Annotated in this window: 13 protein-coding genes, 1 tRNA gene and 3 pseudogenes; 8 read left to right on the forward strand and 9 right to left on the reverse strand. The window is 60.4% G+C overall.

The annotated features are described in order from the left end of the window. The 5 genes from C8J36_RS24245 to C8J36_RS25550 form a co-directional block, all read left to right on the forward strand. Positions 1-153: transposase (locus tag C8J36_RS24245; RefSeq protein WP_132532916.1), on the forward strand; the 153-nt coding region annotated here is incomplete at its 5' end. 159 nt (positions 154-312) lie between these two features. Beyond that, positions 313-2,094, forward strand: coding sequence for an AAA family ATPase (locus C8J36_RS24250; RefSeq protein WP_132537834.1), 1,782 nt, complete (start codon positions 313-315; stop codon positions 2,092-2,094). After that, a complete protein-coding gene (locus C8J36_RS24255; protein WP_132537835.1) occupies positions 2,087-3,577 on the forward strand; it encodes an ATP-dependent helicase in 1,491 nt (496 codons plus the stop codon). The genes C8J36_RS24250 and C8J36_RS24255 overlap by 8 nt, the downstream gene beginning before the upstream one ends. Then, on the forward strand, positions 3,574-4,239 hold the full coding sequence (locus tag C8J36_RS24260) for a hypothetical protein (protein ID WP_207897630.1): 666 nt from the start codon (positions 3,574-3,576) through the stop codon (positions 4,237-4,239). Before C8J36_RS24255 ends, C8J36_RS24260 begins: the two co-directional genes overlap by 4 nt. Beyond that, entirely contained in the window at positions 4,226-6,955 is a 2,730-nt protein-coding gene (locus C8J36_RS25550; protein WP_245506727.1) for an ATP-binding protein, read from the forward strand. Before C8J36_RS24260 ends, C8J36_RS25550 begins: the two co-directional genes overlap by 14 nt. Positions 6,956-6,973: 18 nt before the next feature. Here C8J36_RS25550 and C8J36_RS24270 read toward each other — a convergent pair whose 3' ends face one another. The 4 genes and pseudogenes from C8J36_RS24270 to dcm all read right to left on the reverse strand — a co-directional run bounded on the left by C8J36_RS24270 (position 6,974) and on the right by dcm (position 11,437). After that, positions 6,974-7,429, reverse strand: a complete 456-nt coding sequence (locus C8J36_RS24270) for a hypothetical protein (protein WP_132537836.1) — start codon at positions 7,427-7,429, stop codon at positions 6,974-6,976. A 151-nt stretch (positions 7,430-7,580) separates the two neighbouring features. After that, positions 7,581-7,883: pseudogene (locus C8J36_RS24275) on the reverse strand (integrase core domain-containing protein); the annotation flags it as partial. Between the two features lie 4 nt (positions 7,884-7,887). Next, positions 7,888-9,006 (reverse strand): annotated as a pseudogene (locus C8J36_RS24280) (IS30 family transposase); the annotation flags it as partial. Between the two features lie 364 nt (positions 9,007-9,370). Continuing rightward, positions 9,371-11,437, reverse strand: coding sequence for a DNA (cytosine-5-)-methyltransferase (dcm, locus tag C8J36_RS24285; RefSeq protein ID WP_207897633.1), 2,067 nt, complete (start codon positions 11,435-11,437; stop codon positions 9,371-9,373). A gap of 414 nt (positions 11,438-11,851) precedes the next feature. On the opposite strand from dcm, the gene C8J36_RS24290 reads away from it, so the two are divergent. Continuing rightward, positions 11,852-12,880, forward strand: coding sequence for a hypothetical protein (locus C8J36_RS24290; protein WP_165915169.1), 1,029 nt, complete (start codon positions 11,852-11,854; stop codon positions 12,878-12,880). A gap of 88 nt (positions 12,881-12,968) precedes the next feature. On the opposite strand, the gene C8J36_RS24295 is transcribed toward C8J36_RS24290, so the two are convergent. The 3 genes from C8J36_RS24295 to C8J36_RS24305 all read right to left on the reverse strand — a co-directional run bounded on the left by C8J36_RS24295 (position 12,969) and on the right by C8J36_RS24305 (position 17,221). Next, complete coding sequence (locus tag C8J36_RS24295; protein WP_132537839.1) at positions 12,969-13,787, reverse strand: ATP-dependent Zn protease; 819 nt, start codon at positions 13,785-13,787, stop codon at positions 12,969-12,971. Continuing rightward, positions 13,784-15,703 (reverse strand): ATP-binding protein, encoded by a 1,920-nt coding sequence (locus C8J36_RS24300; protein ID WP_132537840.1) that lies wholly within the window; start codon positions 15,701-15,703, stop codon positions 13,784-13,786. Before C8J36_RS24300 ends, C8J36_RS24295 begins: the two co-directional genes overlap by 4 nt. Positions 15,704-16,180: 477 nt before the next feature. Further along, positions 16,181-17,221, reverse strand: coding sequence for a hypothetical protein (locus C8J36_RS24305; RefSeq protein ID WP_245506728.1), 1,041 nt, complete (start codon positions 17,219-17,221; stop codon positions 16,181-16,183). Between the two features lie 536 nt (positions 17,222-17,757). On the opposite strand from C8J36_RS24305, the gene C8J36_RS24310 reads away from it, so the two are divergent. Both C8J36_RS24310 and C8J36_RS25555 read left to right on the forward strand, forming a co-directional pair. Beyond that, positions 17,758-18,090: a hypothetical protein gene (locus C8J36_RS24310; protein WP_132537841.1), complete on the forward strand. Its 333-nt coding sequence runs from the start codon at positions 17,758-17,760 to the stop codon at positions 18,088-18,090. 647 nt (positions 18,091-18,737) lie between these two features. Further along, a pseudogene (locus tag C8J36_RS25555) lies at positions 18,738-19,550 on the forward strand (recombinase family protein); the annotation flags it as partial. A 612-nt stretch (positions 19,551-20,162) separates the two neighbouring features. Here the strand turns inward: C8J36_RS25555 and C8J36_RS25560 are convergent. Further along, entirely contained in the window at positions 20,163-20,489 is a 327-nt protein-coding gene (locus C8J36_RS25560; RefSeq protein ID WP_245506729.1) for a hypothetical protein, read from the reverse strand. A 55-nt stretch (positions 20,490-20,544) separates the two neighbouring features. Further along, a tRNA-Met gene (locus C8J36_RS24320) sits at positions 20,545-20,621 on the reverse strand. Positions 20,622-20,639: the final 18 nt, after the last annotated feature.

Genomic DNA, 20,639 nt, shown 5'->3' on the forward strand with positions numbered 1-20,639 from the left:
CACGATCCTGTTCTCTACAAGAAGCGCCACAAAATCGAGAACATGTTCGGCAGGCTCAAGGACTGGCGGCGCATTCACACCCGCTACGACCGCTGTGCACATACCTTCTTCTCGAGCATCTGCATCGCAGCCGCTGTTATCTTCTGGCTGTGAATTTTATGAGTCCTGAGCCTAGTGGGCAATTATTGCCGTCCGCGTGTAGAGTGCCGCTAAACTTGGCAACGCAGTGCGGTGGCTATGGTAATTTGAAGCCTGATCAAGTGGAACTGAGATTCGGCGTATGGATGCGAAACGAACACGGAGGCGGACACTTTGGTCGATGTCGCGGGCGCCACGATCCACCGTTTAAAAATCGAGCGCTACCGCGCCTTCCAAAAGTTCGACTGGTTCCCAAAGGCCGGCCTGAACGTGATCCTAGGCGGCGGCGACGCTGGCAAGACCACCATTCTCGAATCGATCGCCCTGTTGCTCAATCCGAGCAATGCTACCCTTGTGTCCGACAATGACTATTGGGGCCGTCAGCGCAAGGGCGGATTCTTCATTGGCGCCGTGATCAGCCTGCCGCCGGACAGCAGCATCGCCACTCAGTCGCGTCCGGCGTTCCCATGGGAGTGGGATGGCCGACAGGCCTGTAGACCGCAGGAGTCCGATGAAGGTGAGCCGGCGCGTCCGGTCGGATCGCCGGTCTACAAGATCTCCGTCAGCGGCTCCGAAGAGCTCGACCTGACTTATGCAATTCACAATCCGAATGACACCATCGACATATTCTCGCCGACTCTCCGTCGAGAGATCGGCTTAGTGCGTCTGGGCGGTGATGACCGGAATGACCGCGACCTCCGCCTTGTCCAGGGCTCGGCTCTGGATCGGCTGCTCAGCGACAAAGCTCTACGCTCACGTCTTACCTCAACCTTTTCGGACGTCGATGTGAAGGCTGAGCTCCAGACCGAAGGGCAAGAGGCGATGAGGCAACTGAACGAGACGTTCGGCGAGCGTGCCCTGCCCCATGACCTGGGGCTTGGGCTCAGCGCAGGCCAGGGCCAGTCGATCAGCGCGCTGATCGGCCTGACCGCCGCCATAGAGGAAAGTCGCCTACCGCTGTCGAATTGGGGCTCGGGGACTCGCCGTCTGGCATCCTTGGCCGTCGCCCAGGCCTGCCGGTCCGGTTGCCCCATTACCTTGGTCGACGAGGCCGAGCGTGGCCTCGAGCCCTATCGCCAACGCAAGCTCGTCAGCGAGCTGGCAGCAGGCCCATCCCAGGTCGTGATGACGACGCACAGCGCCCCGGCCCTGGCCGCCGCCGAGCCGGCGACGATTTGGTACCTTAGCCAGGGCCGTGTCATCGCCGAACTTGCCAGTCCGCGGTCGGTTCAACTGCAAAAGCGGGACCCAGAAGCTTTCCTGTCGCGCCTGACCCTGGTGGGCGAAGGGCCAACCGAGGTCGGCTTCCTCACAGAGGTGCTTCAGCGAGAAATCGCGACGGACCTGCTCGACCTGGGGGTTCGCCTCTGCGACGGTCAGGGCAATAACTTCACGCTCGAACTGCTGGAGGAGTTCACCAAAGCAAAACTCGGCCTCGCCGCATTCGTCGACTGTGAGGGCGACAACACCAAGCGCTGGAACGATCTAAAGTCTGCGATGGGCGACCTTCTGTTCCAGTGGCCATCGGGCTGCACTGAGGAGAACATCATCGCCCACATTTGTGACGACAAGCTGGAGGCGTTGCTTATCGATCCTGACGAAATCCATACCCAACCCCGGCTCGCCACCTTGATCGAGCGGATTAAGGTCCTTGAACCCACGGCCGAATTCACCAGGCATGACTTCGCCACCGTCAGAGCCGTCGCCGGTGAACGCCTGCGCGCCTTGATCATCGCCGCTGCGAGCGGCGATTCAGAAGGGGCTCCTGAGAAGGAAGCCAAGACTTGGAAGAAGCACGGCAAGCGCTGGTTCAAGAGCTTCGATGGCGGTCGAGAGTTGGCGGACAAAGCCTATGTTCTGGGCGCCATGGTCAAGGTGAAGCCCCAGCTTCAGCCCTTGATCGACGCGCTCACGGCGCTGGCCGCGAGGACGCCGATGGCGACGGAAAATGGCTGACGAGGCGGTTGCAGCCGCGCTCAGGTCAACCGCGAGGTTGGTCGTGGTTGAAGCGCCGGGCGGATGCGGGAAGACGTTCCAAGGCGCTGCCTTCGCGGCAGATGTCAGCTCGACCCTAGGCGCAGGACGCCTTCTTATCCTGACGCACACCCATGCCGCCTGCGATGTGTTCGGCGATCGGACGAAGGGGCTGTCCGGGTTGGAAATCCGAACCATTGATAGCCTGATTGGCCAGATCGCCGAGGCTTATCCGGAACCGGGTCTAATCGCAGGAGCCTTGCCCGACTACGACCGGAACAGCCGCTGGGCGGCGGGCCTGCTGAAGCGCCGTCCGTTCATCGCCGACATGTTGGCGCGCCGCTATCCAATGGTGGTCTGCGACGAGCATCAGGACGCAAGCGTCGAACAGCACGCCGTCATCGAGTGCCTGCACGACGCCGGTGCCAGAGTCCGAGCCTTCTTCGATCCGATGCAACGGATCTATGGCGCGGGCGCGACGGAGGCGCAGCGCCAAGCCGACGACAGCCGCCTGGCTTCCTTTCGTGCAGCAGCCGATGTCGCGGAATCGCTCGATGTGCCCCACCGTTGGACGGGCGGCGGCGAAGAGCTTGGGGGTTGGATTCTGGAAAGCCGCGCAAGCCTGGCCGCTGGTGGGAAATTACGCCTGACGGGCAAGCTGCCACGCGGGCTCAAGGTCGTTTTCGCCGACAATACCGCGCAACGAAACCTTGGCTTCCAACTCGACGCCCAGGACCGACGGCCGCTCGATCCTGCGTTCAAAGGGGTTCAGCCCCTGCTGATCCTGTCGCACCACAACGACACGGTTCAGGCGATCCGCGCGTTTCTCGGTCGATCCATGCCGATCTGGGAGGGACACACGCGGTCGGCGCTGCCAGCGCTCGTGCAGAGTCTTGCCGCCTGCGATGACGCCGCTGCCGTCGCCAAGGCCGCGGTAGCCTTCGTCCAAGGGGTTTGCACTGGCTTCTCCGACAGCCAGTTCGCGACCCGATTCCAGGCGGAGGTCGCCAGCGGTTGCGCCAAGCCGGCCCGGGGAAAGCCGGCGCTCGTCCAGTCGTTGGCGCGCCGGATCGTGGAGCAACCGAATCACGCGGGCGTCGGCGCGTTCCTGCAGGATCTGCAGCAGGCAACGAAGTTCCAAGCCGAGTTCGCATCCGTTCACATCGACTATCCTCGGGAGTTCTGGGAAGCGGTCCGTCTCGGGACAGCAAAGGATCCGCAGGCTGGCCTAGCGGAACAGTCGCGCCACAATGCCCTTACTCGACGCTTGCCGCCTCTGCGCGCGGTGAGCACGGTTCACAAAGCGAAGGGTTTGGAAGCCCCTAACGTGGTGATTATGCCCTGCGACGGGACAACCTTCCGCGAGAAGGATCGCCGACTGCTATATGTCGCGATCAGTCGAGCCAGCCGCAACCTGACCCTGGTTGTGTCGCGCTCTAACCCCAGCCCGATTATAGAGCTATGAAACAAGCCTCAGAGGCGATGGAAAACTCGATGTTGGAGCGTTCTCAGATCACTCTCAGCGACCGGGACGACCCCCTGCTGCTCGCGTGGCCGACACAAGGCAACGCGGGCGGATTCATAATATTTGAAAAAGTGGCCGACTGGCGCGCCTTCGTCGAGAGTCTCGCTATCGACGCGCGTATTCCAGAGGTCGTGCGAGCGAAGTATGCGCGTGCGCAGGTCCTGTACCTGCTGGGCTGGGTCGACTTCAGTATCTTGAAGGCTGGTGAATTGGCTGCCCTGATCGCGCTCGAACTCGAACTCGCGTTGATAGATCGCTACGGCGGCCAGATCACGAAGAGTAAGCGGAACTTCGCAGCTCTCCTAAAGTTCATGGTGGAATCGGACGGGCTGACCGACGACCGGATTCCGATGATCGTTCGATGCGGCGGAACGGCTGTAGGCCAACTAATCGGCGCAACACATCCGACTCTGGCAGAGCGCCGAAACGTCCTTGCACACGGCGATCCGTTTGATGGGCTTCCTACCGGCGGGCTTCTTGAGCTCATCAGAGACCTGATCAACTACGCGTACCGCCAATACCTCGCCCAGGCTGCTAGCCTCTCGCTTGCGCCGCATCCCGCCACTTTCAACAATTTAGAGGCGGATCATGGAGAACTTTAACCTCGACGCAAGGCAACTAGCTCGCATCGAGGCTGTTCATCGCGGCTTCCTCTACCAGCACCTTTACGCCGCCGCGTGCCTGTTCAAGGCGGCGGCATCTGGTGTGACACACGTCGTTGTGGAGAACGACGAAGATGTCGAGTTGGTGCTGCCGGGTCACCGGATCTACGCCCAGATCAAGACCCGTGGATCGCGTCTGATCTTTAGCGATGTCGAGGGCGCACTTGGGCGGTTCGCTCAAATCCGAGACGAGCACAGCGCAGGTCGACGAAGCGGCACATGCCAATTCGTCGTAGTAGCGAACACGCCACTTGGTCCTGAGCTTGCTGAACGCGCTGTGAAGGCCAACTGGCCGAGAGACGTCACGCTGGTCTATCCTGGGTCAGGGACTCCAGCGGCACCGCTACCGGAGCCTTGGCCGACGGTCGATGATGCCTTCGACGCGTGTCGAGCGGCAGCGGAATCGATGCCGCTCGGTATCCTGGCCCCAGAGACTTTGGTCTGGAAGATCGCCGGTCGGGTCATGGCCGCATCGGCTGGCGTCGAGCCGAACCCGGGGCATGCCTTCGTCGTCGACGAGCTACCCGCCCTATTTGAACAGCTCGTCGTCCAGCTCCAGGACTTCCCGGCGCCGCCACTACGGTACCGACCACAGGACAAGGAGCCACCGCTGGTCAGCGACCAGCGTGTGCGGCTCGTCGTCGGTTTTTCAGGGGCCGGCAAGACATCTTGGGTTTCCCAGACGGCGCTCCATGCAAGCAATCGGCTGGCCTATTACGACGTTGCGGACATCTCCGGCCCCGCGCTGGCAAGCTCAGTCGCGCGTGAACTTGCCGCGCGGATGTGCGGATCGCGCGGCGGCAAGCTCGGGGAGATACTCCTGCCCGGTGCGAGCGGAACAGAGATCCTCATCGCGATCGGCCGCCATCTCGCCGAAGACGGTCTCACGGCGACGGTTGTATTGGACAATGCACACCGCGTTCCCGCTGCCGATCTCGTGCCACTCGTCTGCGCATCGCCGCAGTTGCGTTTCCTGCTTCTCGCACAACCAAACGCGTCGACGGCGCGCATCGAAGCCACCCTGGGAATCTCGTCCGAGCCCCTTCTTGGATGGTCGAACGAAACCGCAGCCGCAGAGGGCTTATCACTTGGATGTCACGGAGACTATACGGACTACGAGCGTGTGCTGAAGCTGACCGCCGGCCTGCCGCTCTACGTCCAGAACGCCCTTAAAATTGCGGCCGGGTCGTACGAGGGTGACATCGATCGACTCTGCACCGCACTGGAGGAGCGGACACACGTCGTCGAAACGGTGCAGGAACTCATCCTCGCCGACGTCTTCGAAACCTTCAACGAAAACGAGCGCCGCGCGGTGGGCGCGCTGAGCCTCAGCGATGTCCCGCTTTCACAAGCCGAAGCTACCACGATTCTCAAGCGGACCTTCGACATGGAGCCGGCCGCGGCAGCCGGAGCCTTCCGGCGTCTCCGTACGACTGGCTCGATTCAGATTTTCGGTGTCGATCGCTTCAAGGTTCACGACGCGATCCGTCCGCTCGGCCGCGCCTTCCTTGTCGATTGCGGCGCTGACGCCCTGAAAGCCGCCCGAGAGGTAATTCGCGACCTAGTGATGACTGCGCTGCCGCTGGACCACGATCGTCAACGGGTCTTCCTGCTGCTGCGGATGTTGGTGGCACTTGGGAACGTGAAGCCGCTGGTGCAGATGGCCACCGACGAACTGTTCCATGAGCTCGGCTACATGGAGGAAATTTCCGCTTTCCTGGTCGAAGCCTCTGCATCGGAGGCAGTCGCTCCAGAGGATCGGTTCTGGGCCCTGGACGGGCTCGTTTTCGCGCATTTCAAGGAAGGCGACGACACCGATATCCGCAACAAGCTCGATCGCATGGACGCGCTTGTCCGAGATAATGACCTCGGCCTGACCGAACGCTTGGCTGTTGGAATGAAGCAAATGATCTTCGCAGCGCGCAACAAGGATGTTGCGACGGTCACGAAGACCATGGCCGAGCTAAGCCGTGTCCTGCCGCAAACCCCTCAGCACCTTCGCGTTGCGAAATATAATTATGCACACGCATTGTTCGAACTCGGCATGATGGGCGAATGCGTCGCCGGTACGCTCGATCTGGTCGTTGAGTATTACGACGAGCTTGGACTTCGCCTGTCCGACGTGATGGGTAATAATCCGGATAAGATCTGGCCGCTGCTGAAAGGCGATCATAGCCACACCGACGACCTGAAACACCTCGCCGATTCGCTCGACCTACAGTCGAAGGCGCTCAAGGCGAGCGGAGGCAATCCGGGTCTCGCACCGATACACGCAATGAAGTTCTACTCGATGGCCCAGTCGTTGGACTCTTTCGTCCGCGTTGGCCAGAAGCTGGTCGATGACTTCATTGGCCGCAATGACTACATCGGCGCCCGTGACGTCATCGAGCGAAACCTCATGCCGACGATCACCGGACTGAAACTTGCCGGCCGGATCATTCCGGTTCGCAGCCAGTACGCCGTCGTTCTCGCTTACTGTGGGGCTTTCGATGCGGCCGACGCCGAAATGGCGCGCCTCGAACCTTACGAAGGCGGTCTGGACGCTCGAGGCCAGTGGGAGCTCCGGAACCAACGATCGCTGATCGCTCAATTGCGAGAAAACCCACCACCTCCACAGTGGCAGATGCCCTCCCAACTCGGCGGACCGGCGAGGTAGTTCTCGCGGCTGGTCTTGCTACGATGCGATCCACCGCCGCAGGTAATAGTCCGTCTCCTTGCGGCTTTTGCACTGGTAGGTCTTACGGATCATCTTCCGCAGAGTCTCCCTATTCGGTCCTTGCCGTTCCTCGCCTTGGGTGAGGTCCACCGCCGCCAGCTCTTCGTCGCTGAACCCGCCGATGGGCATGGGATTAACAGTCCAAATCTCGCCAATGCTGGCGACCATACCATTCGAGAACGGTATGCGTTTCAGTATCTTCGGAAGCTGGTCTTCAAGTCCGTAGAGCCGTGCCGCAGCAATCTTCATGCTAATCTGGACGTTGATCATCGGCTTTCGCCTATAGAACGTGATGTCGGCAGGCTGGCCTGAGGACGACAGCATCGTGAGGTTACGAATCAGCATCCCCTCGCGAGACCCTGAATGCTGCTCCAGTCGTTTGATCGCCTCTTGGGTGGTGATGTCTTGCGTCATGGGCGCTCGCTATGCTTCATCGTCAGCGCTTCGACTACTGCACGACGGGGCGGCCAGCATGGGGCTTGAACGACCGACTCCGAGCTGGAACTGCTGCGCAGCGTCAACGAGTTGAACCGCCCCGTGTTTGCCGGAGACCGTTTGGTTTAAGTTATGCGGCCATGGCTGGCGCGTCCACCATGGCGTAGTATCGTTCTTCGGCCTCGGCGGGTGGAATATTCCCGATGGGCTCCAGAAGGCGGCGGTTGTTGAACCAGTCTACCCATTCGAGCGTGGCGAACTCTACTGCTTCGAAGTTGCGCCACGGTCCTCGCCGGTGGATGACCTCGGCCTTGTAAAGCCCATTGATTGTTTCGGCGAGAGCATTGTCGTAGCTGTCGCCAACACTTCCGACGGAAGGCTCGATGCCCGCCTCCGCCAACCGCTCGGAATACTTGATCGACACATATTGGGCAGATTCAACCGGTCGCTGCAACACCGTCGATCATATCTGATTTGAGCAACCCGTCGAGAGCCTCTGCTGGGGTGCGCCAGCTCAACGTTTTGCGGGGTCTGCTATTGAGAGCGTGCGCTACTGCTCTGAGCTCGTCGGCACCATGCCGGCTGAGATCCGTGCCCTTCGGAAAGTATTGTCGCAGCAGGCCATTGGTATTTTCGTTGCTCCCGCGTTGCCACGGGCTTTGAGGGTCACAGAAGTAGATATCGAGGCCGGTGTCGATCCGAAGCTGTGCGTGTTGAGCCATCTCGGCACCTTGATCCCAAGTCAGGGATTGGCGTAGGTGCGCCGGTAGCTGCATGATGGTTTCGGCGATGGCGTCACGGACTGCTTCGGCACCATGCCCAGCAAAAGCAGCACCGTTCTTGACAGTCGTTTCCTTCCCGTGACCTTCCATCCGTGGCAGGTGCAGGAGCATTGTGAAGCGCGTCGTACGTTCGACAAGCGTGCCGATCGCGGAGCTGCCGAGACCTAGAATAAGATCACCCTCCCAATGGCCAGGCACCGCTCGTTCGCCGATCTCGGACGGACGATCGCTGATCATCAACGCATCAGTGAGGAAGGACTTGCCACGGTTGCGAGCGCGTTCACGAGGCAAACGCAGCGCTCGCCCGGAGCGCAGGCAGGCCGACAGCTCCCGCCTCAGGGCGCCTCGACCTTGAATGTAGAGCGCTTGATAGATGGCTTCGTGGCTGATGCGCATGGTCGCGTCCTCAGGGAAGTCCAGCGTCAGACGCCGCGCAATCTATTCAGGGCTCCAGGCTTTGGACCAGCGTCGACTTTGCCGTTGAACGGCCCGTCGCCCTTTCCATACCACAACAGGTCCGTCAAAGGCGATGCCACTCGGCGTGGCAATAAGGCCAGCGAGCCGGTCCTGCACATAGTCACGAAGCGTAGGATTGGTTGCCAGCTTGCCTGCCTTTGGCCGTCGTGCTGCGCGATCAGCATGCCACTGTGCGGAAGTGGCGCGATAGTCGAAGTCGCCGCTGCGTGTCGCCGAATTGCGCCTGATCTCGCGTGAGATTGTGCTCGGCGATCGCCCCAGCTTGCGTGCGATTGCGCGGATGCCAGCGCCCCGAGCGCATTCCAAAGCTATATCCTCTCGCTCTCGGAAAGTTAGAATTCTTCTTTTGAGTGGTGCCGCTAGGGGCGACAAATGTGTGGGAGGCATGCCACCTGAACTCCGAAACCACCGGTTCCCAACGGGGCAGAGACGCCGGCTTGCGCAGCGGCATCCTCGCTGGATAATCGCCGCCCATGTCAATGCTCCCCTCACGTCGAAGGTCTCCCCGAACAAGGTTGACCTATCTCAGAATGAAGCTTCGCAGGATTGCGCGGGTCGTTGACGACAGCAGTCACAGACAAAAGCAAGGTTGCTTGAAGCAACAGGCATGAGCGCCTTAGGCTTCATGTCCAAAGGACACCGTGGATGCTTATGGTCAAGCCTATGCCCGCAGCGCATCCCAGTCGGCGCCCATGTCACCCGCCTCCTGGATTTCCAGCTCAGCGGCCTGGCTGTGGTGATACCGCCGGGATCCACCATTCAGACCAACACGATCTCTCCACTGCGTCAGGGTTTCCGAGCGTACGATCGGCATCTGGAGCGCCTGCTCATAATCGAACTTCTCGCCGGTCAGAGCGGAGTAGATCGCAAGGCCAACAGCACGCGCCATGATCGGGGGTAGTGCATTTCCGATCTGCCGTTTCTTTGCCTGCAGATTGCCGTGGAAGTTCCAGTCGTCGGGGAACGCTTGCATGCGGGCAGCCATGGCGTGGGTGAGTGCAAAGGGTGCGTCCGCGGGATGCCCTTTTGGCGGTGCCTGATCCGCAATTCTTGTCGGATCCAGTTGAAGTGCCTCCATCGTCTCTTTCGAGTAGTTGGTCGTGAAGCCGGTAGCATTGGATTTGTGGGAGCCGCCAAGAATGGTTGGCGCCAGCCGGTTGGCTTTCTCAATCCAGGCATCCGCGTGTTCCCAGCCATTGGCTCGCACGAGATCCCCAATCGCGCTTCCGACGGTCGATGCCCACTCCGGGAATATCGGCGGCATATGGAAGTCACGCATGCGGCCGTCGCGGAACCCGATCAGCGCGATCCGAGGGCGCAGTTGAGGCAATCCCAAGTCGGCGCCGGTGAAGGCGAAGACGCGACTGTCATAGCCGAGATCGGTGAGCATTCCGTGCAGTTCCGCCCGATAGTCGGCGTTGGGCTTTTCGTTAAAGCCTTTCACGTTCTCGAAGAAGAATGCCTTTGGCCGGACGGTTCCGACGATGCCGACGGCCTCCATGAACAGATCGCGCTCGTCGTCGCGACCCTTGCGCTTTCCGGCATTGGAATGGCCCGGGCAGGGAACGCCGCCTGCGATCAGGTCCACATCCTTGTATCTGGAGAAGTCGACCTGCTTGATATCCGCAGCAACCACCTCTCCAAGCCAGTCGTTCTGGCGCAGCGTGGCAACCGCGTCCTTGTCCCGTTCGAAGAGGACCTGAGCGTCAAAACCTGCAGAGTGAAGACCGAGGGCCTGCCCACCGGCGCCAGCGCAGAGCTCGATGGAGCGCAGTCGCGTCGATGGCATGACGCTGGGTGCTTCACCGCTGGACGGGACCGGGCGGATGCTGGAGTTGGCGTTTAGATGCGTTGGCTGGCCGCACAGCCACAAGAGAGCGTCGAGATAGTAGGGATCGACGAAGCCTGCGGAGATCCCTCCGGGGCGTTCACCATCCTCGCCCTGCGACCAGGGCTCGAACAGGCCCTTCGCGATGTCACACAGCGCGTGGTAAGCGCGGGCCAGGCGATTGCTCTCCCTCATGCCCGTGTAGCAGTCCTGCTCCCAGATTCCGGGGAGGTTTGAGACGTCGAAGATCGCTTCGAACTGCGTGAGGGCCTCAGCGGCGGTCCGCTTGAACTCGGCGCACTGCTGATCGAACGCTGTCCTCTCCGCGTCCGACATGTCGTCGAACTTGTCGAGATGGGCGAAGTAGAATTCCTCGAGCGACAGCGCAAACTCCGTAAACCGGCTGCGGAAATCACGGATGTTGTTCACGGGTTTGCGCGCCTGACGCGTGAAAAAGCTTGCTTCCTGTTTTGTCTTCAGGACGTCGGCGCCGATGGATGCCAGACGTTGGTCCCGTTGAATGCGGGTGATATCGACGGGGCCGAGCCGCGTGCCCTTGGCCATCCGTTGCATGGCCTCATCGCGAGCCTCTGGCTTCACCTGGACCAGAGCCTTGAGTGTCGAGAAGGAGGCGACGTTTTTACGAATTGAGCCACGATCCTCGTGAGACAACTTCGCAAGCTTCAAATACGTGCGCACATCCGAGCGGGGGAGGCCACATTCCGGTCCGAAGAAGCCGATGACCTTGTTGTCTGGCAGGACGCTCGCAAACGCGCTCATCATCTCGGCGATTTCGAACATCGCCTTGGCGATCCGTTTCTGACGTAAAGCAACTGCCTTGCGCGTCGACGCCAGGACCTTTGCCTCTATCCGGTGAAGCGCGCTCATTGTCTTTGCCATCGTCAGTCTCACCCTCGTTTTGGTGGTGACGGGCGTAACGGGAACGCGTGGAGGAACTTTGAAGACCTTTGGTTGCATTTTCCCTTTCGGGTGGATGGAATGACACGCAGAAGCCGCGCGGCGGAAAACAGGGCCAAGTTAGGCGCGATGACAGGGAAAACGAGCCCAAACGCGGCCATTTGTCTGCGGAACTCATGAAAGTATAGAAAAATGAGATATAGTGGAAAAAAGTTCGAAGGTGCGGTTTTTGAGGCGCTACTCCAAGTAATGTAGCTATAAAATATAGTATATTTTGATCTCTCAGTCCGATCGTATTTCCTGAACAGGTTGAAATACAATCAAAATCGTGTTAGCCTATTGTTGGTGAGATAGATAGTCTATCGATCTATTGGTAAAATGAACATGGAGACTACCGTGCCTAAGACTGTTAAAAACGTGCCTACCGTTCCCGCATCTCCTCTTGAGTTCTACGAGACGCTCGCCATCGATCCCGCGGATCGCGAACGGCTCGAAAGCAGCGCTGCCTTTATTCATGAACTTGGGCGGCGCACGACGGAGCAGGCCTTCGAATTCGGCGATCACCTCAATCGGGCGGCCGAGGTCTTGCCCGAAGGGTCCTTCGACAAGTGGGTCAAGAGCCGCTGCGGTCTTGTTGCACGCAGTGCCCGCAATTTTGTGGCCGTGTATCGCAATTTGTCTCCTTACCGGGACGAGCTGGTTGACCTGTCCGTTGGTTTGACCGCCCTGTTCCATCTGAGCTCGGCAACCCCTGCGCAGATCGAGGAAGCCATCACCTTTGCCGAGGAACACGGCCGGCTCCAGGTCGCGGATGTGAAGACCATTCTGTCTGGGGGTAATCAGGCTGACGGAAAGGCGGAGACGAATGATCTCTTCCTGCGCGGCGGTGTCGCGGGACTGAAGGCGCTGATTGCGCTGAAGACGCGTGACGGGATGAAGAGCCTCATTGCGCACCTTGGTCTGATCAGCCAGATCATCCAGGCGGAGCTCGCCAAGAAGCGCGTCATCAAGGAAGGTCTGGCGAAGGGGGTCAGCGATCTTGCTCGTGTTACCCGTCTGGAGCTCGAGAGCCTTGCACTGTTTGTCGATCCGAACCTCGATCTCGGCCACAATGCGCGCGTGATGCCGTTTCCGGCGGAAAGCCCCTGGGCGCGCGTGAACGGCACGCTTCAGCGGCTGGGCAGCATGGAGACCTGGCCGAAGGCGGGCGAGATGCGCGGCTGGCTTGAACACGAGGTTCTGCCGATCCTTGACTGGACGCTGTCGAAAGAACGCAAGCCGGAATGGCCGCTGGCCGGTCCGGATCTCGAAGCGCCCGCACGCACACAGATCGATGATGTACCGCCGCTGGCGCATGATCATGTCGATCCGGACGACGCCGACGTGATTGATGAAGAGGTCCCAGCCCCGGCTTTCGCGATCTGATCCTTCGCAAGAACGGAAGGGCCGGACAGCCCTCCCCCAAACCGAAGACACGAAGGGCCGCTCGTCGGCCCTTTCTGCTGTCTGGACTTCACCGTTTGTCGAACGCGATTTTGTCCGACATCCCGTCATACGACCTCCGCAGGATCGCCATGACAGCCTGACCGTCCAGCGCCTGCGCGTCGAACAAAGCTCGCACCAAGGCGTCCATGGGCGGTCGATTAAGCTTGATGACCTCTGTTGCCAGCTCCAGCCCTGTCTCGATGCGCGCGTGAACGCGGTCGGCCAGATCGCCATCGGAGATCAGAACCTCTGCAGGCACGGTGTGCGACAGGTACAAGAGCGGCCGAACGCCAGCAAAGCCAAGCTTCGTTTCCATTGCCAGTCCAAGATCGGTCGCCTTGGCCAGATCGGAATGGTCGGCACCCGCTGATCCCGTGGAAGCCGACTTTAGCAAAAGCAACTCGGCCGCCCGCCCCGCCATGATCATTGCCATCATGTTCTCGTACCAGGCGAGCGTTTCCATGGTCCCGCCGCTAAACCTCAGCATGTTGTAGCCGCCGTCTTGCGCATCGATCGTCAAACCGGTGACATCGCCAAGACCGAGCGCTTGATGCACCACGGCATGGCCCGCCTCGTGGATCGCGTAGCGCCACCTGACATCGTAGGGCAGGGTCGGTCGATGATCACGAAGGCCGGCTTCGATATCCTCATAGCGCAAGGGTCGCTTTTCCCGACGTGCCGTCAGTCGGGCGTGCCGGACGATCCGTTCGATATCCGCACCGGTCATGCCCATCGCGCGGGTGGCGAGCCGCCGTAACAGCGGCGCGGTCTCCGGGGCCAAGTCATCCATTGGTGGACGGCCGGAGGCATTCGACGATGTCGTCTTGATCGAGGAGATGGGGGTCATGGCCGGGCTCCTTCCTGATCGACGTCGGCAGGCGTGCCGAACATCTCTTCTTCTAGGGCATCTCCGACCGCCGTATCGATCCATTGGCGCTTCGATGGATCGGCAGTCTGCAGAACCACATCGATGTCCCTGCCGAGATGATGGGCGATGATCCCGGCAAGAGCCGGAATATCTGGTTTGGGGATTTCGATATGCGTCTCCAGCCGCCCGGAGCGCCTGATAGCCTCATCGATCTGCTCGGGCCTGTTCGTCGCACCGATCACAATGACACCGTCGCATCTGACCGCGCCATCCAGCAGCTCGAGCATCTTGTTGACGACCGCATTCCAGTATTCGCTGTACTCGCGGTTGGGATCGACCCGTTTCCCGATGCCATCGATCTCGTCGATGAACAGGATGCTGGGAGCATGATCGCGTGCTTCGGCAAAGGTGCTGTTCATCCTGTCGATGACATCGTTGAGATGGCCGCCCTGCAGCCAGGTCGAGACAGATGTCACCACCAGCGGGACCTGCAAGCTGTTGCACAGGGCCCTTGCGAAACTGGTCTTGCCCGTTCCTGGTGGGCCAGACAGCAGCAACTTGGTGCTCATCTCGTCCCAGCTAAGGTCGCCGGTTCGGTAGTCGCCAAGATCATGTCTGAGATCGAGCGCCCAGGTTCGCGCTGCGCCGTAGCCCGACAGGGTCTCGACAGTCACCGGTGGCTTGCTGCCGTCTGCGCGGTCGCCCGGCAGGGGCTGCGGCTGGATGACTTCGGCACCCGACGGCTTGCCCTTACTGGACAAGGACGACCCCTTTCTCCCTTCCGTCAGTGCCCCCTGCTTTGTCGCGGGCTCGGTTGGGAACCTGTCCCGATTCTCCCGGGTATCCTCTCCGCGTTCACCTTGAACCCTGCACGCAGCAAGCTGGTGGAGGGCAACCAGAGCCTCATCCCGTGGTCGGCCGGATCGCAGTGCAAGGACGAGGTCATCGAGCGTCAACACGCTTGCATCGAACGCCTTGAGATCGTGACCATCGCGGACCATACCGTCGCCATCGCCGTAGACCGCTTGAAGGAGATCAACCAGGAACGCCCGATCAACCGCGCCGGCATCGAGATGCAGGTCGGCCGCCGCCGGGATCTGGTCAGGGATGTCGGCGACATGGTGCGCGATGGCAAGGATCGGATCATCTCTGCCAAGCACTGCAGCAAGCCCGCGCTTCATTGCCCGGCTTTCGCGGCCTGTTTCTTTTCCCTGGAAAAACACGAAACGGCGGCGAAGAGCCACGTCCGTAAAGCCATCGACGTCGCGCTCAGGGAAACGGTCGCCGGTCACACCAGCATAGGGGCCTGACGGGACAAGGCCGGTCATCTCGATCAGCCGCAAGAATGCGTCCTGTGCCCCGTCCACCTGGGACATCAGGACGATGATCGGGGCCGGCCGCCGAATGATCTCGACCACGCGCTGTAGCGTCAGGCCGGATGACGCAATGGCGCGGGCGACCAGCAAGGCGGTGGCAAGATGCGCGATGTGAACCGGGGGTGCTGCCAGGCCGACCAGCTTCGTGGCGTAGGCACACCGGTCGGGAACGGCTTCTGGGAGATCGAGGGACGCATGTGCTGGAACGCTGGTCGCGGACGAAGCCACTCCAGACAGTCTGGTGATCGGCTGGGCGACGACAGTGGTAGTTCCATCGGCCTCCGGCTTGACCGTCTCCTGCAAAAGCGAGCCGAAGGTCCGGGTCAGCCAGCCCAGATCGGCGGTCCGGTCGAATGTCAGAGGACCGGTGTCGAAGGCCGGGGTGTAGCGCCGCACGAGATGTCCTTGCACGTCGATGCTTGTCACGGTGAGCAGGCCATTTGCCAAGGCATGGCGGCGGGTATCGCGGGCGGCGCGCTGACGCAGGCGACGGACGAACAAGCGGGACAATCTGTTCATCGGGCACCCTCCTTCGGCGCGGAAATAATTTCCGTACCGGGGAACCGTGAGCGCGCTCGACCGCGGCTTCGGGACGGTCCGGACGGTTGGGATCCGGAGATCGAGCGCTTCTCAATCCAGTCCGCGACAAGACGGCAGGTGGCATCACCCTGAGCTGCAAGCTCCGTCAACGGCAGGGCGATGGCTTCAGGTACCGCTACTTGTCGCCGAGCATAGGCAAGAGACAGGCCGATCAGCACGGCGGGATCGAGATGGCGATCACAGACGGATGGGGCGATTGTTTCCGCTTCGACGGCATCGCAGCGAATGGCGGACCGTCGGGATGACGGCAGAGTTGTGTCTGAAGAAGACATGGGGACAAAGCTCCGCACGCAACGTCCGCAACACGGACGGCGGCAATAGAAGGGGATGAAGGAGACGAGAGGCTGGCGGCGCGACAGGACATGTCCTCACGCCGCAGCCCCGATCAGCGGCCGGTCAGCTATCGAGCAGCCGACGGGCAAAGCCGACGCGAATGCGCTGTGGTTGGCGGATCAGCGGGAGATCGACCGCAGGCTCCTCCGGCTCGTCGGATGCAAAGAGGACTGCATCCTCGTCGCCGTCCAGGGTGTCAGCGCCGAGAGCGTTGAGGTTCATCATCGGACGGTGGCTTCTGGTGGGCATGGCTTCAGCAATGGCAGCCGGTGGGACCTCAGCCAGACCCAGCGCCTTACGCGCCTCCGCTTCAAGAAGCTGCTGCACCCTGATGCCGAAGCGTCGGCGCAGCTCGGCCATGCAGGCCGCCGCACCATCGATCTCCAAGAGGTCGTCGATCTCCGACAGAGCCCAGATGCCCGTGTCATGGCTGCTCGGGCGGCTCGCGCCGTCGACAATGGCCACACCAACCGTATCGACCATCAGACGCTTCTGGGTCTTGTACAGCCAATCCGGCAGGATCATCGCAGCCGCCATCATCTTGGCCTTCAGCTCTTCGAGCCGGCTCGTGTCACCATAGGAGGCGAGCGATCGCTTCAGATCCAGAATAGAGGCCGAATGCCGAGACCGGTTCACGATGATCAGATCCGGGGTGTAGGATCCCTTGGCCGGTGCCTCGCAATCGAAGCGAACACCATCGAGATCATGCCAGGCGTTTCCGGCAATCGCTTCGATCGCAGTCTTGACCAGCGGCAGCTTGATCGACTGCGTCAGCACGATGAGATGCGGGTTCGCCTTCGACAGCCGTTCGACCGCCTGCTCGAGCAGCTTGCCCTCGCGGAAAGAGATGGCGCGGACGAGCGATGCGACGTGGACGTAGTGTCCGAGGATCTCGTCGTCGGCAGGCTCGCCATCGGCAATCGCGGCAATCGCCTTGTCGATCAGGATCTCGAGATCGGTCTCGACCTCGGCGAAGCGGACGCGGCTCGGGAAGCGCTGAAGGGCGGGTGGCCCATCGGTGGCGATTGCCGGGCGGTTGCCAAAACGACGGCGGGTGGCCAGGGGAGCTTCCCCGGTGGAGGCAGAGGCAGTAAGGGTGTTCATAGCCCGATTCCTTGTCTCAAAAGGCATGAGGGTCAGGCCCTTGTCGGTGTCTCACCACCGGCTTGGGCCGTTCGATGTTCCCGTCTGGAACGCTCCAACAGATGACAGGACCCCGCCCGGATCTCAAGGATCCCGGTGAGCCCGATGAGAACGGATCCGGAACAGGGTTAACGGCGGGCTCACGGCAGGGATCGAGCACCGCCCGCGGTGAGAGCGGCAGAGACGCCCGTGCGCGAGGTCACCGCAAATCGGCATGACGTGCTCGCAACTCAAAACACATTGCGGTCATCTGATTCAAACCTGAGGATTTCCGAGTCACAATTGCGGAACACCGATTCACAAACGGCGTTTGCACACCGATACGTCATCCTGAGGTGTCTGCAGTTGCCCGCACGTCAAACAAAATTGCGGTCATTCGATTCCAAACCGTGTGCTGACGATTCAGAAACTGAGAAATCCGATTCAACGGTAAACGGCGTTGCCGGTTGCGCAGCAGTCTGTAAGCTCCGCCTGAGCGAACACGGTTAGGAGATGGGATGCCGCGGAAGACGGAAGACGCGCACAATCAGGAGCAACGCGAGCGTCAGCAAAAGCTGCGGGATCGCGACAAGCAAGCCAGGCGACCCGATCGAGACGATGTAGCGCGTGTCGCCCTCTATTGGCTGATCAGCCGCACCATCCAGAAGCGGCAGTTTGAGGAGCTCGACAAGTTTCGGGACCAGATTGTCTCGATGCTGGCCGACCAGGGCTTTGACGAGCGCGCCTCGGATGTTGTCTTCGAGAGCCTCGTTGAGAAGTACCGTACCGGTTCGCCCTTTCGTCGCAAGGTCCACCTCCTTCATCCGAACGTTCCCGACCTGGACATCTGAGGGGGACCTCCCCTCCTCCGGTCATGCCGGTCCCTGTGCCCTGATCCAGCGTTCACGCCTCACGGCGTTTGCCAGATGTTGTCGTCTTCCCCCCATTACTTCCTAAAACGGCGTTTGATTCTGAATCGGATTTCTAGAGGGTTTCAGGTGCTCGAAGCGACGTTCGCCAGCGCCGGTGGCAACACATCCTTGGCACCTGCCGGCTCCGGGGGCGCATGGGATGGTTCTTTGGGCCCCCTGCTACGCCGAACCAACTTTGACAATCGGAGTGATGGTTACCATCAGGTGGGCGCCTTCGACCCAAACATGGAGCACAAGCATTGCCCTCAGTTGTGACTGTCTCATTCTGAGCCATTTCTCGATTTTGGTTCACATCGCCAAATTGTCAACAATTACAGATATTTGACGTCTTTCCCCAATTGTGAGATGCTCCGTCCATCCGTCAGCAACCCTATGCCTGGACTGCATGTAAAAAGGAGGCGGCACCTTGACGACGCTGGGAACGCAAAGGCCGTCGTCACGTGTGTACCAGACCGGTCCACGGTTGACCGCCTTTGGTAGAAGCGATCCATGCGGTGTCGCAACGGCTCTCGCGGGATCGACCCTCTCACACTTGCAGACCTCACACGTTAAAACCTGAGAAGACAATGACAAAGACAGTTCTGTTCTACGCCCGCTACTCCACCGACCGCCAGCACGAGGTCTCGATCGAAACACAGATCGAACTGGGGGAAGCGTTCGTCAAACGGCAGGGCTGGACGCTGACTGCAACCTATTGCGATGCTGCTACGAGCGGGACGAGCTACCAGTCGCGTCCTGGCATTCAGAAGCTCATGGCTCATGTAAAGCGCGAGAGCATCGATGTTGTTCTCTCGGTGACCGTCGATCGCCTGTCGCGTGACGTCGAGCATAGCGCCAAGATCCTCAAGGAGCTTCGCTACCGCGACGTCGAACTTTGGACAGTCCACGCCGGCACGCCGGTCACCGATCTCGAACTGGCGATGCGCGCGGCACTCAGCCACGAGATGATTGAACAGATCCGCTATAAAACACGCGAAGGCATGAAGACGGCCGTTCGTAAAGGTAAAGCTTCGACATGCCTGGCCTATGGCTACAAGCTCTCCCAGCAGCGCGACGAGATGGGCGACCGTATCAGGGGACTGCGGGAGATTGATCCGGAGAAAGCAGATGTCGTTCGCCGGATCTTCGAACTCTACGCCAACGGCATGTCGCCACGTGACATCGCCTCTGTTCTGAACGAGGAAAAGATCCCAGGCTCCCGAGGCGCCAAGTGGCGTGACACCGCAATCCGTGGCCATGTCAGCCGTGGGACCGGTATCCTCAACAACGAGAGCTACATCGGCCGAATGGTGTGGAACCGTCGGCAGTTTCGTAAGAACCCGGAAACAGAGAAACGCACTGCCCGCGCCAACGATGCGAGCGAATGGGTGCTGACAGATGTGCCACAGATGCGCATCGTTTCTGACGAACTGTGGCAGCGGGTGAAGGACCGGCAGAAGGAAATTGGCGAGCTGTTCGATTTCGGGCAGAGCAATCGCCTGAACGCGACGCATCGACCAGAGTATCTCCTCAGCCGGATGCTGGAATGTGCAGAATGCGGTGGACCCTATGCGATCAGCGGGAAGGACCGCTATAGCTGCACCAACCGCAAGAAGCGCCTGCCGATTGACGAACTCGACGGCGCATGCTGCGGCAACAGCAAAACGATTACCCGGCACGAGCTTGAGGAACGCGTTCTGAACTGCATACCCGTTGCGTTCTACTCCATCGACATCTTCGACCGAATTTCAGAGAAGATGATCGCACATGAAGTCTCCGTGCTGAAGCGTACACCAACCCGCAAGGCCTCGCTGGAGGCCGAACTTGGGTCAATCACCACAACGCAGAAGGGCTTAATGCAGCAGATCCAGGATCGGCACGCTGAAAGCCGGCCGCGCCTCGCCCTTCTCGACGACCAACTCGATGAACTGGAAGCCACGCGTGAGAAGCTGGTTTTGGAACTTGCCGGCATCGGCGCGCCGGGGGAGGATTATAAGGAGAAGATCGCAAAACTAAAGCAGCAGTTCAATCCGGCCAGTGTCGAAGTTGCTATTCAGAAGCTGCTCTTCCTCGCCCGCAACAATGCCGACGAACACGCAAAACAGCGTCTCATGCCGATCGTCCGTGATCTGATCCAGACCGTCGTCATCGGCAAGACACCCGGCCACGAGCCGGCTAGCCTGCAAGTCCACGGCGACATCGCCAACATCATGGCATCCATGGAGGTCATGGATCTGATGGAGCAGCAGTTTGTCGCTGCGGCTGGCAACGATCTGATGGCACGGATTGCGTCTGGTGAGATCGACACGGAAGAGAAACGCAAAAAGCTCCTCGACCATTATGGCCAGGAGCTCGAACGCAAATATGTGGAGTGGAAGAATTTACAAGTTTCAGTGGTTGCGGGGGCAGGATTTGAACCTGCGGCCTTCAGGTTATGAGCCTGACGAGCTACCGGGCTGCTCCACCCCGCGGAAGGTTATGGGGTACTG

The sequence above is a fragment of the Rhizobium sp. PP-F2F-G48 genome (genome assembly GCF_004342335.1).
Classification (GTDB): domain Bacteria; phylum Pseudomonadota; class Alphaproteobacteria; order Rhizobiales; family Rhizobiaceae; genus Ferranicluibacter.